Origin of the sequence: Mycobacterium sp. DL99 (assembly GCF_004762045.1) — a bacterium.
Lineage (GTDB): Bacteria > Actinomycetota > Actinomycetes > Mycobacteriales > Mycobacteriaceae > Mycobacterium.
Genome location: NZ_SJOM01000007.1, coordinates 2438875 through 2453106, shown reverse-complemented (window position 1 = coordinate 2453106; position 14232 = coordinate 2438875). Strand labels below are relative to the sequence as shown.

The following is a 14232-nucleotide window of genomic DNA, read 5'->3' as shown; positions in this document are numbered from 1 at the left end:
TGGCCAGTTATGACACGAATTCTGGGAAACCGTGTGCCACAACTGGCCACTCACCCGGTTCAGCCCCGTAGCCGCAGCGCCGTCGCCGGGCATTGAGTCACGGCCTGCTGCAACCGTTCCCGATCGCTTTCCGGGTGATCATCGCCGTGGATGGACACCCAACCCTCGTCGGAAACCTCGAATACGTCCTCGGCGATCGATTCGCAGATGCCATGCCCGGTGCACTTGCCCAGATCGACTTCGACGCGCATCGGGTGCCGACCTACGCGACGTGCGCGGGCACGCGCTTGATGCCGTGCACGAAACTGCTGTACAGCAGTTCGGGCTCACCGAATTCGACGGTCTTCAGCCGGGTCAACAACTCGCGGAACAGGTGTCGCAACTCGGTCTTGGCCAGCTGGTTGCCCAGACAGAAGTGCGGACCACCACCGCCGAACCCGACCTGCGGATTGGTTGAGCGGCTCAGGTCGAAACGCTGCGGGTCGGTGAACACCGACTCGTCCCGGTTGCCCGAGCAGTAGAACAGCCCCACCTTCTCGCCTGCCCTGATCTGCTGGCCGGCCAGCTCGACGTCCTCGGTGGCATGCCGGGCGAACTGGATCACCGGTGTGGCCCACCGCACGAATTCCTCTGTGGCAAGACCGATCCGGTTGTCGAAATCCTCCAACAGCCAATCCTTCTGGTCCGGATTGGCCGCCAGCGCCATCATCGCGTGAGTGGTGGTCTGCTTGGTGGTGTCGTTGCCCGCCGAGGCCAGCAGGATCAGGAACGCGCCGATCTCCTCGTCGGTCAGCCGGTGCCCGTCGACCTCGGCGTTGACGATGCTGGTCATCAGGTCGTCACCGGGATTGGCCCGCCGGAACTTGGCCAGCTCCACCCCCGTGCTCGAGATCAGCATGATCTCGTTGATGGTGGCCATGGCGCGTTCTTCGAGCGAGGAGTACTCGTCATCGCTCATGCTGAACAGCTTCTCGGCGGCCTTGGCCAGCGCGGGCTGATCGGCGGTGGGCACACCGAGCATGTCGGAGATCGTCCGCATCGGAAGCTGCGCCGAGCACGCTTCGACGAAGTCGACGTCGCCTGCGCCGATCAGATCGTCGACGACGGCGACGGCGTTGCGGTGAATCTGCTCCTCGATCTTGCGCACATTGCGCGGGGTGAACGCCGAGCTGATCAGACGCCGGTACGTGGTGTGCTCAGGCGGATCCATCATCAGGAAGAAGGTGGCGAACTTCTGCACGTCGGCCGGCATCGGGTCCAGCGCGACACCCTGGGTCGAGGTGAACAGCTCAGGATGCTGGCTCACGAACTGGATGTCGGCTCGGCGCGTCACCGCCCAGAAACCGGGCTCTTCGACGTCGAACATCGTCGACAGCGGCTGGTGCCAGCTCAGGCCCGCACCGGCGCGCAACTGCGCGAATGTCTCGTCACGCTCGGCGAATGACCGGCTCCAGAAATCGTGCGACGTGATGTCGAATGGGCTGTATTCGCGTGCCTGCGGTGAGCTGGCAACTGTCACGGTGTTCCCTCCTGCACGGGCGTCCGACGACGGTGTCGCGCCGCGAATCAGCGTGACAGTTCGCCGATAGTTTGTAAAGCTGTGGGTATGGCGGAAACATCGTCCATCGACGACGACAGCAGCACCCGCGGACGAATCCTGGCCGCCACCGCCGAGGTACTCGGGGCCAACGGGATGACCAAGCTCAGCCTGTCAGAGGTCGCCACGCAGGCCGGGGTTTCCCGGCCCACGCTCTACCGCTGGTTCGCGTCCAAACAGGAACTGCTCGACGCATTCGTGGTGTGGGAGCGCAGGCACTACGAACAGGCCGTGGCGAAGGCCTCCGCGGACCTTCCCGAGGACGAACACCTGGACGCCGCGTTGCGCACGGTCGTCGAATATCAGCAGTCCTACCCCGGACTGCGCATGGTCGACATCGAACCCGAACATGTCATCAAGCGGCTCGCCCAGGTGATCCCGCTGATGCGGGAGCGTCTGCAACGGCTGACTTCCGGGCCGGATGCCGACATCGCCGCGGCCACCGCGGTGCGGGTGGCGGTCTGCCACTACCTGGTGCGCAGCGATGACGCCGATGAATTTCTCGCGCAGTTACGCCATGCCGCCAGAGGGAAACATCAGCACTGACCAGGGCATTTCACAGCCGGCGCTACCCTGGGCTCGGTGACGGACTCAGCTGATCCCATCGTCGGGCTCGACCTGGCCGAACAAGCCGCGCTGGGCAGCGGCGCCAGCTTCTGGACCACCAAGGCGATCGGCGCGGTGCCCGCGATCGTGCTGACCGACGGCCCGCACGGGGTGCGCAGGCAATCCGGCAGCGCCACAGATCATCTGGGCCTGTCCGGCAGTGAGCCGGCGACCTGCTTTCCACCCGCGGTCGGACTCAGCCAGACCTGGGATCCCGAATTGGTGGAGCGAGTCGGCCGGGCGCTGGGCGATGAAAGCCGCGCGCTCGGCGTGCATGTGCTGCTCGGGCCGGGAGTCAACATCAAGCGTGACCCGCGGTGCGGGCGCAATTTCGAGTACTACTCGGAGGATCCGCTGCTCTCGGGGGCGCTGGGCGCGGCGTGGGTGCGCGGGGTGCAGAGCCGCGGTGTCGGTGCATCGCTCAAGCATTTCGCGGTGAACAACGCCGAGCACGACCGGATGCGGGCCAGCTCGGACGTCGACATCCGCACGTTGCGTGAGATCTACCTGCGGACATTCGAGATCGTGGTGCGCCAGGCCGAGCCCTGGACCGTGATGTGTTCCTACAACCGGATCAACGGGGTCTACGCGTCGGAGAACGCCTGGCTGCTGACCACGGTGCTGTGCGACGAATGGGGTTTCGACGGCGTGGTGGTCAGCGACTGGGGCGCGGTGGCGGACCGGGTCGTGGCCGTGGCCGCGGGCCTGGACCTGGAGATGCCGACGAGCGGCGGTGTCTCCGACGCTGAGGTGGTGAACGCGGTACGCGCCGGGCAGCTGGACCCGGATGTCGTCGCCCGCGCCGCGGGGCGCATCGCTCGACTGACCCAGCGGGTCACCGAAACAGGCACCACCGCAGCGTCATTCAGTTCGGTCGATATCGATGCACACCACGAGCTGGCACGCGAGGCGGCGCAGCGGGCCATCGTGCTGTTGAAGAACGACGGTGATCTGCTGCCGCTGGCGCCGTCACCGCTGGCGGTCATCGGTGGATTCGCCCAGGAGCCGAGATATCAGGGTGGCGGCAGTTCTCATGTGAATCCGACGCGCCTCGACATCCCGCTGGACGAGATCCGCAGGCTCGCAGGCGATCACCCGGTGAGCCATTGTGCGGGAAGCGATATCGCGGCCGCGGTCACCGCCGCCGAATCCGCCGAAACCGCGATCGTATTCCTCGGCCTCACCTCCGAAGAGGAGTCCGAGGGCTACGACCGCGAGCACATCGATCTGCCCGCCGCTCAGCTCGACCTGCTACGCGCCGTCGTCGAGGCCCAGCCCCGCACCGTGGTGGTGCTGTCCCACGGCGGCGTGGTGCGCCTCGACGCCGTTGCCGGCCTGGCCCCGGCCGTCGTGGACGGTGCCCTGCTCGGGCAAGCCGGAGGTGGCGCGCTGGCGGATGTGCTGTTCGGCGTCGTCAACCCGTCGGGTCGGCTGGCCGAGACCGTGCCGTTGCGGCTGCCGGATTCTCCTGCCTACCTCAACTTTCCGTCGGAATCCGGCCATACGGTCTACGGCGAGCGGATGTTCGTCGGCTACCGCTGGTATGACACGCGGGACATGCCGGTGGCGTTCCCATTCGGCCACGGCCTGTCCTACACCCGGTTCGACTACTCCGGCCTCGAGGTCAACGCCGTCGGCGATGGACTGTCCGTGCGGCTGACGGTGGCCAACACCGGCACCCGGTCAGGCCGTGAGGTGGTGCAGGTCTATGCCGGGCTACCCGGCTCCGCTGTCGGCAGGCCTGTCCGGTGGCTGGCCGGTTTCACCGCGGTGACGGTCGAGCCGGGCGAGCAATGTGCCGTCGAGATCCCGGTCAGCCGAAGCGATCTCGCGTACTGGAGCACGACTGCCGGGCGCTGGGTTGTCGAGCCCGGCGAGTACGCGGTGTCGGTCGGCGCATCGAGCCGGGATCTTCGGCTGACGGCGACGGTGACGTTGGCCGGCGATGAACCGACCCAGCCGTTCACCCGCGATTCAACGCTGGGCGAGCTGCTTGCCGACCCGGCGGCGGCGCAGACCATTCTCGCGATACTCGGCGACGCCTCCCCGTTCGGCACTGCCGATTCCGCACTCGGCAGCAATCTGCTGCGGATGCTCGAATCGGTGCCGGTCGGGCGGATGGCCGCCTTCTCGGCAGGCAAGGTCACCCGCGAGCAGCTCGATCAACTGCTCGCGGGAATCAACGCTCAGCGATCCTGATCGCCCGCAGCTCGGCCAGGATCTCGTCGGTGTGCGCGCCGAGCGTCGGGGCGACCATGCGCGGCTGCCACGGGGTGGCCGAGAAGTCGGCCGGGCTGGCCACCATCGGCACCGTCGAAATCCCGTCGGGGACTTCGACAATCCCACCTGCGGCGTGGAACTGTTCGTCGGCGATCACGTCGTCGAGACTGTTGATCGGTGACCAGAAGAAGTCGGGTTCACCGTCGAACAGGGTGGCCCAGTGCTCCATCGGATGCTCAGCGAAGATGGCGTCCAGATCGGCGATCAGCTCGCGGGCGTTGACGTATCGATCACGCGCGGTGGCGAAACGTGCGTCGGTCAGCCAGTCTTCGCGGGCCACCACCCGACACAATGCGGGCCAGTGCCGGTCCCCCTGCAGCCCGACGATCCAGAACCGACTCCCGTCACCGGCGGTGTAATTGTTCATGCACGGGTTGGCCATCGCCTCACGCTGGCCGATCGCGATCTGCTCACCGCTCATCAGCAGCGTGTTGAGATCGAAGCTGACGGTGTAGGCGCCTTGGCGGTACAGCGAGGTGCTGACCAATTGGCCAGTCCCCGTGCGGTTTCGGGCGAGCAACGCGGCACACACCGCGGCCGCCAGCGTCATCCCCGCGGAGTGGTCCCCCATCCCGCCGCGCTGAAACGGCGGAGTGTCCCCGGGCCGGGTGAGCAGGTCGGCCAGCCCGGCGCGGGCCCAGAAGGCGGCGACGTCGTAGGCGGCCCGGTCCGCCTCGGGTCCGCTCAGTCCGTATCCGGTGATCAACCCGTACACCAGGCGCGGATTGCGTGCCGCGACGGTCTCGAAGTCGAGTTCCAGCCGCCGTAATGCGGCGGGCCGCACGTTGGTCAGGAAAACGTCTGCGGTGGAAAGCAATTCGCCTACGGCATCCCGCCCCTCGGCGGTACCGAGGTCGAGCACGATGCTGCGTTTGGACCGGTTGTCCATCTCGAACGGCGGGTTGGCCGCCACCCCCAGGTCCGGATCCAGTCCGAGCATCCGGCCGAATGTTCTCGCCGGGTCGCCCGACGGCGGCTCGATCTTGATGACGTCGGCGCCCCAGTCAGCCAGGAGTGCGCCGGCGGCCGGTGCGGCCACCCAGACGCCCAACTCGATGACCCGAAACCCCTCCAACGGACCCGCCATCACCACTCCTTCCCGAAACCGCTTTACAATCGGTCGCAAATTTGTAAACTTGGCGAATGCTCACACCGGCCCGCCACCTCGTCCCCGTCGCCGGTCTGGCCGCGCACATCGGTCACGGGGTGCAACGTATCGCAACCGATGCGGCGATCGGACGCATGCGGGCACTGCCCCGCCGGATCGCCGATCTCGATGCGGCCTACCTGTCCGAGCTCACCGGACGCAGGATCGAATCGGTGTCGGTGATCGGCGGCGATGCGGGCACGTCGTCACGCGCGCGGCTGGCGCTGTCGGGAGCAGGGGTACCCGAATCGGTGTTCGTCAAGATGCCCGCCGAAACGGCCGCCACCCGGATGATGGGTGAGCTGGGCCGGCTGGGGCACACCGAGGTTCGGTTCTATCAACAGCTGGCCGACGGCCTGCCCGGAGTTCCCCGCGCCTACGGCGCGGCCTTCGACGCCCTCACCGGGCGGTACGTGCTGGCGCTGGAGGACCTGACACTGAGCGCCTGCGAGTTCCCGGACACCCTGCACCCGCTGGACAGAGACCGGGCCGCCATGACGGTTGAGCTGCTGGCCCGGGTACACGCGGCATTCTGGGACAAACTGCCGGCCCGCACCGGCAGCGGGCCGCTGGGCTGGCTGTACTCGGCGTCGGGTGACCACACCTCGTTGATGACCGGCTCCCTACTGAAGATGTCGACCAAACGACTGGCCGAGAACACCGACATCCCGGTGGCCGATGGCCGGTTCATCGACGAGAACTACCGCGCGGCGGCGCAGCTGCTGGACCGCCCGCCGCATACCGTGATGCACGGTGACGCACATCCGGGCAATCTGTTCTTCCGCAACGGCGAGGCGGGTCTGCTCGACTGGCAGGCCGTGCGCCGTGGCCATCCCGGCCGCGAGCTGGCGTACACGCTGGTCACCTGCATGACCACGGCCGACCGGCAGGCCGCCGAGCGTGACCTGCTCGACGAATACCGCCGCGCACTGGCGGCGGCCGGCGGCCCCTCCCTCGACCACGACGAGTTGTGGGAGCGTTATCGCGTCGGTGCGATCTATGCGTATGCCGCACCCGTCATCACCGCGGGCCTCGGCGGCATGCAGGACGAAGACATCGCACTGGAGGGCGCCAGACGCGGTGTGGCAGCTTTGGCCGACCTGGAGACTGTGGCAATACTCAAGAAGTTGCTGTGATGGTCCTACCATTTGGTGAACCACGATCAACCAAGGCCTGGACGTGAATGAACCTGTAACCGCGCAGCGGGGCACATCAGCCGAAGACACCTCGACGCGCCATCGAATCCTGGTCGCAACGGCCGAGGTACTGGCCCGCAGCGGCCAGACCAAGCTGAGCCTTTCCGAGGTGGCACTGCAGGCCGGGGTGTCTCGGCCGACGCTCTACCGCTGGTTCGCCGACAAGCAGGAACTTCTCGACGCCTTCGGCACCTATGAGCGTGAGATGTTCGACCACGGCATGAGCCGCGCCACCGTCGGCCTGCGGGGCAACGAGAAACTCGATGCCGCACTGCGTTTCATCGTGCAGTACCAGCAGTCGTATTCCGGGGTCCGGCTCATCGACATCGAGCCCGAAGTCGTCATCACACAGCTGGCCAACGTCTTGCCGCTCATGCGGGCGCGGCTGCTCAAACTCCTGTCGGGCACCAATGCCCCGGTCAAGGCTGCCACCGCGATCCGGGTCGCAGTCTCGCACTACGTCGTGCGCAGCGATGACGGCGATCAATTCCTGGCACAGCTACGTCACGCCGTCGGGATCAAACAGCCCGACGCAAACTGACCCCTCTTCCGCTCTTCACCTTCCGCTCTTCACCTTCCGCACCTCCTGCCCGCGCGCCCACAAGACTCTACGATCGCAGAGACTTATCGATCGGTCAATCCTTTCTCCAAAGGGGTGACACGGCACGCAATTTTTGTAAAGCTGTCTCCTATGACTCAGGTGCAGAGCGACACCGGCGTGCTCGCCGGTGACGAGCGGATGCTCATCGACGGTGAGCTCCAATACACCGGCAGCGGTGCGAAATTCGACGTTGTCCACCCCGCCAGTGAACAGGTGGCCGGCCAGGCGACCGACGGCACGGTGCCCGACATCGAGCGTGCGGTGGGAGCCGCGCGCCGCGCATTCGACGAAACCGACTGGAGCCGCGACGTCGAGTTCCGCTACCACTGCCTGATGCAGCTGCACGACGCGCTGGAGGCCGAGAAGGAGCGGCTGCGCCGGGTGCTGATCACCGAGGTCGGCTGTCCGGTGACCGTCACGGGCTCGCAGATCGAGGACCCGATCGGCGAGGTCAAGCACTGGGCTGAGCACGGGAAGAACTTCGACTACGTCGTCGACAACGGCGTGCACCAGACCCAGCTCGGGCCGGCGCGCCGCAAGATCGCCTATGAGCCGGTCGGTGTGGTCGGTGCGATCACCCCGTGGAATGTGCCGTTCTACCTCAACATCGCCGAGACGGTGCCGGCGCTGATGGCCGGTAACACCGTCGTCCTCAAGCCCGCGCAGCTCACCCCGTGGTCGGGTACCGAGTTGGGCCGCATCGTCGCCGAACACACCGACATCCCGGCCGGCGTGTTCAACGTCGTCGTGTCCAATGCCAACGAAGTCGGCGCCGCACTGTCGGCGGACCCGCGGGTCGACATGATCACCTTCACCGGGTCGACCGCGACCGGGCGCGCCATACTGGCCGCCGGCGCCTCCACAGTCAAGAAGACCATGCTCGAACTGGGTGGCAAGTCCGCCCACATCGTGCTCGACGATGCCGACTTCAACTCGGCCCTGCCGATCGCGGCGATGATGGCCTGCGTCATGAGCGGGCAGTCGTGCATCCTGCCCAGCCGAATCCTGCTCCCCCGCAGCCGGTACGACGAGGGCATCGCGCTCCTCAAGGGCGCGATGGAGAACTTCCCGGTCGGGGATCCGTGGACCCCGGGCATCATGCAGGGGCCGCAGATCAGCGCCACCCAGCGCGAGAAGGTGCTCGGGCTCATCAAATCCGGCATCGATTCCGGCGCCCGGCTGGTCACCGGCGGCGGTGTTCCGGAGAACCTGCCCACCGGCTACTACACCCAGCCCACCCTGCTCGCCGACGTCGACCCCGATTCACAGGTCGCGCAGGAGGAGATCTTCGGACCGGTGCTGACGGTCACGCCCTACGACTCCGACGACGAAGCGGTCGCCATCGCCAACAACTCCATCTACGGCCTGTCCGGGGAGGTTTCGTCCGGAGATGTGGACCGGGCATTCGCCGTCGCGCGGCGCATCCGGACCGGCAACGTCACGATCAACAGCCGCAGCCACTTCGGCATCAACAGCCCGTTCGGCGGCTCCAAGCAGAGCGGCCTGGGCCGGCGCAACGGCGAGGAAGGCTTCAAGGAGTACTTCGAGTCGAAGACCATCGGGATGCCCGAGTGAGTGAGTACTCCGACATCTCGGCGCTGCTGTACCGGTACGCCCGGGCCGTCGATTCCAAGGACTGGGAGCTGTACCGCTCGGTGTTCACCGAGGACGCCCACATCGACTACTCGTCGGCAGGCGCCACCGTGGGCACCCGCGACGAAGTCGTCGACTGGTTCTCCGCGAACTTCGGGGTGATCCCGTGGAGCATGCACTACATCACCAACATCGAGATCCTCGAAACCGACGGCGACACCGCGACGGTACGGGCGATGTTCTACAACCCCATGCAGTTACCGGGGATGGCCGAGATCAGCGCGTGCGGCGGCTACTACCACCATGAGCTGGCGCGCATGCCCGACGGCTGGCGCAGCCGGAGCCTGCGCGAGGAGAATCTCTGGTTCACCAACCCGCCGGGATAGGCCGGCTGCCGAGACTGCATACAGCCCACCGACACTGCGTACAGATCGCCAATTTCCGCGAAAACGCGATCTGGGCGCAGTCTCGGCGCAGAAAACTAGCCCTCGGCGGCCAACTGGCCACAGGCCGCGGCGATTTCCAGGCCCCGGGTATCACGCACAGTGCACGACACTCCCTTGGCCTGGACGCGCTTGACGAACTCCCGCTCGACCGGCTTGGGGCTGGCATCCCACTTGCTGCCCGGGGTGGGGTTGAGCGGAATCAGGTTCACATGCACCAGCTGCCCCAGCTTGCTGTGCAGTTTCTTCCCCAAAAGGTCTGCGCGCCAAGGCTGGTCGTTGATGTCACGAATCAGCGCGTACTCGATGGACACCCGCCGGCCGGTGACGTCGGCGTAATAGCGCGCGGCATCGAGGACCTCGTCGACGCTCCACCGGTTGTTCACCGGAACCAGGGTGTCGCGCAGTTCGTCGTCGGGGGTGTGCAGGGACACGGCCAGTGTGACACCGAGGCGCTCGTCGGCCAGTTTCCGGATGGCCGGGGCGAGGCCCACCGTCGACACCGTCACCGACCGGGCGCTGATGCCGAAGCCGTTCGGCGGCGGGGCGATGATGCGCCGCACCGCGGCCAGCACCCGGTTGTAGTTGGCCAGGGGCTCCCCCATGCCCATGAACACGATGTTCGACAACCGACCGTCATGCTCCAAGCGCATGGCCGACGACGCTGACCGGACCTGCTCCAGAATCTCGGCGGTGGACAGGTTGCGCTTGAGGCCGCCCTGGCCGGTCGCGCAGAACGGGCAGGCCATGCCGCAGCCGGCCTGCGAGGAGATGCACACGGTGTTGCGCTGCGGGTAGCGCATCAGCACGGACTCGAAGGTCGTGCCGTCAACCGCACGCCACAGGGTCTTGCGGGTCTCCCCCGCATCGCACTGGATCTGCTTCACCGGATCGATCAGCGTCGGGAACAGGGCCTCGGCCACCTGGTCGCGCACCGCGGCCGGCAGATCGGTCATCTGCTGCGGGTCGGCGATGAGTCTGCCGTAGTACTGGTTGGCCAGCTGCTTGCCGCGGAACTTCGGCAACCCCAGCTCGGCGACCGCCTCGGCCCGGCCGTCCTCGTCGAGGTCGGCAAGGTGCCGCGGCGGCATGGCACGTCGCGGGGCGTCGAAGACCAGCGGTAACGGCTTACTTTCAGCAGACATAACACGTCCAGTATCCCAGCACCGTCATTGCGCGTGAACACCGCCGAGTTGTAACGTGTTCTAAAACCAGAGTGAGCGCTCTGTTTTGATGCGAGAGTGCACGAGAGGGTCAATCAGTGCCGTTCCAGGACAGCCTCCACGGCGGTCGCCAGATGTTCGGCACGGACGGCCGAGTCCATTGCAACCGAAGTAATTTCGTCACTGCCGAACACAGCCGGCAGAAACGCGTAGGAGTACACCATCCGGAATGCGGTGTCGGCAGCGGCGGCGCTGCACCCGAATCGCTCCGTGAGCACCCGGCCGAAATCCCGCGCCAAGGACCGGCTCCACTCGACTCCGTCCGCCCACATGTCCGAATCCGCCCGGCCGAGACTGACGAAGACAAAGAGCAGAGCACGATTGTCCGCGACAGCAGTCAGGAACATGGCCACGAAGCCCGACACGAACACTTGCCTGTCCGTGGCTGGATACCAAGGCGCCGAACGGTATTCGCTGGATTCGCTGAGCCGGTTCAAAAACCTGGCATGGGCTTCGACCAGGAGCTGCCGACGGTCGGCGAAGCGATGGTAGATGGCGCCGTTGGAGACTCCGGAGCGCTCACTGACCGCGGCGATGGTCAAGCCCTGCGCCCCCGACTCGGCCAGGATTTCCAGCGCGGCATCGAGCACCCGGGAAGCCGTCACCTGACTGCGTCGCTGAACCGCAGGACGCCTTCCGGGAACCTCGACAGCCTCACTCATCGCAGCCAACTGTAAATGTGTCATCGAACAAACACGAAGGAGCCGTGCGACGTGGTCGACGTTCAGAAGTTCTTATCCGACATCGCGCGCGTGGCACCCTTCGTGCCCCCGCAGGACCCGGTACCGGTCACCTTCAACTTCGACCAAGGGATTCCGTCCGCAGAGACATTCCCGATAGCCACGCTTGATCACCTGCACAGCGACGTTCTCGCCCACGACGGGGCGCGCGCACTGGAGTACGTGTCGCTGGACGTCGACGGACCCGGCGACCAGATCGTGTACGGCAATACCGGCTATACCGAGCTGGTCCTGGGCAGTCTGCACCTGCGCCGCGAACTGGCGCGGTGGCTGGGTGAGCGCAATGCGCGCACCGACCTGGGCCCGGACAACCTGATCATCACCTCCGGTTCGGTGCAGGCCATTGCCCTGGCGATCAACGCGCTGGTCAACCCCGGCGACGGCGTGCTGGTCGAGGCCGCAACATTCCCCTACGCGCTGCGGTACGCGAAAATGCGCGGCGCCGACATTCGGCCCGTGGCAATCGACGCGGACGGCCTCGATCCCGACGCGCTGTCGGCGCGTCTGGCGGAAATGGCCGCCGCGGGGGTGGTCCCGAAGCTGCTGTACATCGTCGCCACCTTCCAGCTCCCGACCTGCGTTTCGACGTCGGAACCGCGACGCCGACGCATCCTGGAGCTGGCGCAGGAGTACGACTTCCTGATCATCGAGGACAACATCTACGGCGACCTGCGCTACCACGGCGAGCCGATTCCCACGCTGCTGTCGATGGACACCACCGGCAGGGTGATGCAGTCACACGGCTTCAGCAAGACCGTGGCACCTGCGCTGCGAATCGGGTGGATGACCGGACCGCAGGACCTGATCACCGGATTGGGTTCGGTACGGCAGGACTTGGGCCCGAGCCTGTGGACCTGCCGGGCCTTGGCGCGGTTCGTCGCATCCGGTGACTTCGACAAGCAGATCGACCGCGCCAACGACGTGTACCGGCGCAAGCTCGATGTCGCGGTGGCCGCGGTTCGGGAACACTGCGGTTCCTGGGTGACGTTCTCAGTCCCCGAGGGCGGCTTCTACCTGTGGCTCAAGCTGTCCGATCAGGTCGACTGGCGCGAGGTTCGACGCCGCTCCGCCGAGGGCGGCGTGGCTTTCCGCCCGGGCGAGCGGTTCATGATCGACAGCGCCGCTTCCGACGGGGCAGGGTATCTGCGGCTGGCCTACAGCCACGTCGATGACGAGGAAATGCGAAGGGGCATAGCAATTCTCGGCGAGGCCATCCGTGAATCGGTGATCAAGTGATCGCGGACGGCCCTCGGGCCGTCGCCGAGGGTCTGATCTTCCCGGAGTGCCCGCGCTGGCACGACGGCGCGCTGTGGTTCTCCGACCAGCACGCAGGCACCGTGTTCCGGCTGGTGCCCGGGCAGGCGTGCGAGCCGGTACTCGATGTCGCCGGCCGGCCGTCGGGCCTCGGTTGGACGCCTGACGGCGATCTGCTGGTGGTGTCCATGCTGAACCGGAAACTGTTGCGTTATGACGGTCAGACCACCACGACGGTGGCCGATCTGTCGCCGTATCACCGCGGACCGAGCAATGACATGTTGGTCGACGATGCCGGCCGGGCCTACATCGGCGACATCGGCTTCGACTACTACGAAGGGGGCTCCCCCACCCCGACGAAACTCATCAGGGTGGACATGAACGGCGCGGTTCAGGTGGTCTCCGGTGACGTGCTGGTGCCCAACGGCATGGCCTTGGCCGACGGCGGAACCCGGCTCATCCTCGCCGAGTCACTGGCCCGCCGGCTCACCAGCTTTCGCCGGGATCCCGACGGCACCCTGTCCGACCAACAGGTGTTCGCCGACCTCGGACGGAGGGTTCCCGACGGGATCTGTGCCGACCCCAGCGGTGCGGTGTGGTTCGCCTCGCCCAACTCCAATGCCGTTGTCCGCGTTGACCGGACCGGCGAACAGACCCATGTCATCGGCACCGGGAACTGGTACCCGGTGGCCTGCCAGCTCGGCGGGACGCAGGGTCGCACGCTCTACATCTGCGCCTCGACGTCGGTGGCACCGACGGACACCGGCACCCCGCGATCGGGCGCCATCCTGGCGATCGAGCTCGACGAGGCGATCGCATGACCGACATTTCGAAAGAGGGACAAGCCATGAAGTTCATGTACGCGCTGTGGGGCCCGGATCTCGATCGGGTGCTGCATGCACCGCAGCTGCGCGAGGCGATCCACGCGGCCGGCGCGAGCCGTCTGCAGGTCAATGTGGACGATGCCGATGTCGCCCCCACACAGCTGCGCATCACGGCGTTCGACACTCCGGTGAACGCGGTGGTCAGCATCTGGACCGAGGCCGAGCCGACCGCGATCTCCGAACTGCTGTCCGGGGTCGCCGATCACTGCGTGGGGTGGGAGGTCGAGGAAACGGTGCGGTTGGTGCCACCGCCGGTCGCCGATGGGCAACGCACCCCGGCGCTCGCCCAGATCGGATTCCTGCGAATCCCCGCCGACCTCACCCCCCAAGAGTGGCTGCACCGCTGGCAGGGACAGCACACCACGGTGGCCATCGAGACGCAGGCGACCTTCGGCTACGTGCAGAACCGGGTGCTGCGCACGGTTCTCGGTGAGGAGCGGGTCGACGCCCTGGTTGAGGAGCTGTTCCCGATGGCGGCCATGACCGACCCGCACGCTTTCTACGGCAGCGGCGGCGACGATGCCGAGTTGCAGCGACGCCTCGGTCTGATGATCGAGAGTGTGACCCGGTTCGGGGCACACACCAACCTGGACTCGGTCCCCACCAGCCGGTACGTCTACGCGCCGGCGTCGCAACCATCCCGGTAGGCGATGGTCGGCCGCGCGTCG

General features: G+C 66.5%; 14 protein-coding genes. 9 read left to right on the top strand and 5 right to left on the bottom strand.

Annotated features, from left to right (window positions below; translation table 11 throughout):
• Positions 1–59: 59 nt before the first annotated feature.
• Complete coding sequence (locus tag EYZ64_RS12300) at positions 60–251, bottom strand: ferredoxin (protein WP_135453678.1); 192 nt, start codon at positions 249–251, stop codon at positions 60–62.
• An 11-nt stretch (positions 252–262) separates the two neighbouring features.
• Positions 263–1519, bottom strand: coding sequence for a cytochrome P450 (locus EYZ64_RS12295; RefSeq protein WP_135453677.1), 1257 nt, complete (start codon positions 1517–1519; stop codon positions 263–265).
• Between the two features lie 87 nt (positions 1520–1606).
• Between EYZ64_RS12295 and EYZ64_RS12290 the strand changes: the two genes are divergently transcribed.
• Positions 1607–2143, top strand: a complete 537-nt coding sequence (locus EYZ64_RS12290) for a TetR/AcrR family transcriptional regulator (RefSeq protein ID WP_135453676.1) — start codon at positions 1607–1609, stop codon at positions 2141–2143.
• A gap of 36 nt (positions 2144–2179) precedes the next feature.
• The gene (locus EYZ64_RS12285; protein WP_167857806.1) at positions 2180–4402 is read left to right on the top strand and encodes a glycoside hydrolase family 3 C-terminal domain-containing protein; all 2223 of its coding nucleotides are present in this window, start codon (positions 2180–2182) and stop codon (positions 4400–4402) included.
• Here the strand turns inward: EYZ64_RS12285 and EYZ64_RS12280 are convergent.
• On the bottom strand, positions 4383–5570 hold the full coding sequence (locus EYZ64_RS12280) for a CaiB/BaiF CoA transferase family protein (protein WP_135453674.1): 1188 nt from the start codon (positions 5568–5570) through the stop codon (positions 4383–4385). The two genes, EYZ64_RS12285 and EYZ64_RS12280, sit on opposite strands and share 20 nt — an antisense overlap.
• 56 nt (positions 5571–5626) lie before the next feature.
• Between EYZ64_RS12280 and EYZ64_RS12275 the strand changes: the two genes are divergently transcribed.
• The 4 genes from EYZ64_RS12275 to EYZ64_RS12260 all read left to right on the top strand — a co-directional run bounded on the left by EYZ64_RS12275 (position 5627) and on the right by EYZ64_RS12260 (position 9406).
• The gene (locus tag EYZ64_RS12275) at positions 5627–6766 is read left to right on the top strand and encodes a phosphotransferase (protein ID WP_135453673.1); all 1140 of its coding nucleotides are present in this window, start codon (positions 5627–5629) and stop codon (positions 6764–6766) included.
• A gap of 43 nt (positions 6767–6809) precedes the next feature.
• Positions 6810–7367, top strand: coding sequence for a TetR/AcrR family transcriptional regulator (locus EYZ64_RS12270; protein ID WP_135453672.1), 558 nt, complete (start codon positions 6810–6812; stop codon positions 7365–7367).
• 150 nt (positions 7368–7517) lie between these two features.
• Complete coding sequence (locus tag EYZ64_RS12265) at positions 7518–9002, top strand: aldehyde dehydrogenase family protein (RefSeq protein ID WP_135453671.1); 1485 nt, start codon at positions 7518–7520, stop codon at positions 9000–9002.
• The gene (locus EYZ64_RS12260; protein ID WP_135453670.1) at positions 8999–9406 is read left to right on the top strand and encodes a nuclear transport factor 2 family protein; all 408 of its coding nucleotides are present in this window, start codon (positions 8999–9001) and stop codon (positions 9404–9406) included. The genes EYZ64_RS12265 and EYZ64_RS12260 overlap by 4 nt, the downstream gene beginning before the upstream one ends.
• A 95-nt stretch (positions 9407–9501) precedes the next feature.
• On the opposite strand, the gene rlmN is transcribed toward EYZ64_RS12260, so the two are convergent.
• Together rlmN and EYZ64_RS12250 are read right to left on the bottom strand one after the other, a co-directional pair.
• On the bottom strand, positions 9502–10608 hold the full coding sequence (gene rlmN, locus EYZ64_RS12255) for a dual-specificity RNA methyltransferase RlmN (protein ID WP_135453669.1): 1107 nt from the start codon (positions 10606–10608) through the stop codon (positions 9502–9504).
• A gap of 113 nt (positions 10609–10721) precedes the next feature.
• On the bottom strand, positions 10722–11348 hold the full coding sequence (locus EYZ64_RS12250) for a TetR/AcrR family transcriptional regulator (protein WP_167857805.1): 627 nt from the start codon (positions 11346–11348) through the stop codon (positions 10722–10724).
• 51 nt (positions 11349–11399) lie between these two features.
• Here EYZ64_RS12250 and EYZ64_RS12245 point away from each other — a divergent pair, with 51 nt between their 5' ends.
• From EYZ64_RS12245 to EYZ64_RS12235, 3 genes are read left to right on the top strand one after another with little or no spacing between them, the layout of a single operon-like run.
• The gene (locus tag EYZ64_RS12245) at positions 11400–12662 is read left to right on the top strand and encodes an aminotransferase-like domain-containing protein (RefSeq protein ID WP_167857804.1); all 1263 of its coding nucleotides are present in this window, start codon (positions 11400–11402) and stop codon (positions 12660–12662) included.
• Entirely contained in the window at positions 12659–13501 is an 843-nt protein-coding gene (locus EYZ64_RS12240) for an SMP-30/gluconolactonase/LRE family protein (protein WP_167857803.1), read from the top strand. Before EYZ64_RS12245 ends, EYZ64_RS12240 begins: the two co-directional genes overlap by 4 nt.
• Positions 13498–14211: an EthD domain-containing protein gene (locus EYZ64_RS12235; RefSeq protein ID WP_286174814.1), complete on the top strand. Its 714-nt coding sequence runs from the start codon at positions 13498–13500 to the stop codon at positions 14209–14211. The genes EYZ64_RS12240 and EYZ64_RS12235 overlap by 4 nt, the downstream gene beginning before the upstream one ends.
• The last annotated feature ends 21 nt before the right edge of the window (positions 14212–14232 follow it).